Here is a 1,915-nt window from a genome sequence, read left to right as displayed (position 1 = left end):
AACGCATCCCCTTCGCCTGGAACAACATCACCCTCCACGCCACCCACCCCACCACCCTCCACGCCCACCTCACCCCCACCACCCCCGACACAGTCGAACTGGCCCTGTTCGACGCCGACGGCAGCCCGGTCGCCCACATCGGCGGGCTCACCACCCGGCCCGTCAGCCAGCAGCAACTCGGCTCGGCGGCCGGCGCCAAGGACGAATCGGGCGTCCATCTGCTCGAGTGGGCTCCGCTGCCCCCGGCCGAGGACGTGCCGGCCCCGAAATCGGTGGCCCTGCTCGGGGCGGCCGACCCGCTGGGACTGGCCCCCGTACTGGGGGACTGCGCCCGCTACGGGGATCTGGCGGCGCTGGGCGCCACCGTGGACGCCGGCGCCGAGGCACCCGGTCTGGTCCTGGTGAGCGTGGCCGGCGAGGGCGAGGACACCACCGACGTCCTGTCGGCGACCCGGACCGTGCTGTACGGGGCCACCAGCCTGGTGCAGGAGTGGCTGTCCGACGAACGGTTCGCGCAGTCCCGGCTGGTCGTCGTGACGCGTGGCGCCGTCGCCACCCGGCCGGGACCGGAGATACGGGATCTCGCGGCGGCTCCGGTCTGGGGTCTGGTGCGTTCGGCAAGGACGGAGAACCCGGAGCGCTTCGCGCTCCTGGACCTGGACACCGTGCCGGCCGTCGCCTCGGCGGCGGCGGACGCGGTACTGCAGGTGCTGATGGAGGAGCTGCCCGAGGCGGCGGTGCGGGACGGGAGCGCCCACGTACCGCGGCTGGTGCGGCCGGCGGACGCCGCAGGGGTGCTGACCCCGCCCGTCGGCGCCGACTCCTGGCGCGTCGATGTCACCAGCAAGGGCACCCTCGGCAATGTGGCGCTCGTACCGCACCCTGAGGGGGAGCGTCCGCTCGCCGCCCACGAGATCCGGGTGGCGATGCGCGCGGGTGGACTCAACTTCCGTGACGTGATGATCGGCCTCGGCATGTACCCGGGCGACGACGCCATGATCGGTGGCGAGGGAGCGGGTGTCGTCCTGGAGGCCGGCTCCGGGGTGACCGGGCTCTCCGTCGGCGACCGGGTGTTCGGCATGTTCCCCTCGGGGGGGCTGGGGCCGGTCGGGGTCACCGACCACCGGCTTACCGCCCGGATCCCACGGGGGCTCTCCTTCGGCCAGGCATCCGTCATCCCGGTCGTGTATCTGACGGCGTATTACGGTCTGACGGATCTGGCGGGGCTGCGGGCGGGCGAGCGGTTGCTCATCCATTCCGCGGCGGGCGGGGTCGGGATGGCCGCCACCCAGATCGCCCGGCATCTGGGCGCAGAGGTGTTCGGCACGGCCAGTGCCGGCAAGTGGGACACCCTGCGCGGCCTCGGCTTCGACGACGCACACCTGGCCAGTTCCCGCACCCTCGACTTCGAGCAGCAGTTCACCACCGCCACCGAAGGACGCGGCTTCGACGTCGTACTCGACTCCCTCGCCAAGGAGTTCGTCGACGCAACCCTGCGCCTCCAGCCCCACGGCGGCCGCTTCCTGGAAATCGGCAAGACGGACATCCGGGATGCCGAGGAGGTGGCCGCCGCGCACCCGGGTGTTGTCTACCGGGCTTTCGACCTCATGGAAGCGGGCCCGGAGCGGACCCAGGAGATGCTGAGGACCCTGGTGGAGCTGTTCGAGGCCGGGGTACTGACCCCGCCGCCGCTGACCGCGTGGGATGTGAGCCACGCACCGGCCGCTCTGCGTCACCTCAGCCAGGCACAGCACGTGGGCAAGACGCTGCTGTCGTTGCCGCGCGAGCTGGATCCGGCGGGGACGGTCCTGATCACCGGGGCCACCGGCACCCTGGGCACCCTCCTCGCCCACCACCTCGTCACCCACCACAACATCCGCCACCTCCTGCTGACCAGCCGACGCGGAGCACAAGC

At 72.2% G+C, this 1,915-nt stretch carries 1 protein-coding gene; it reads left to right on the top strand.

What is annotated here, in order from left to right; translation table 11 throughout:
- The coding region (locus ABZ565_RS35390) for a zinc-binding dehydrogenase (RefSeq protein ID WP_361036427.1) at nt 1–1,915 on the top strand (1,915 nt) is incomplete at both ends.

The sequence above is a fragment of the Streptomyces sp. NPDC016469 genome (assembly GCF_040632905.1).
Lineage (GTDB): Bacteria > Actinomycetota > Actinomycetes > Streptomycetales > Streptomycetaceae > Streptomyces.
Note: the sequence above shows the minus strand (reverse complement) of the source record. Positions and strands in the feature narration are given on the sequence as shown.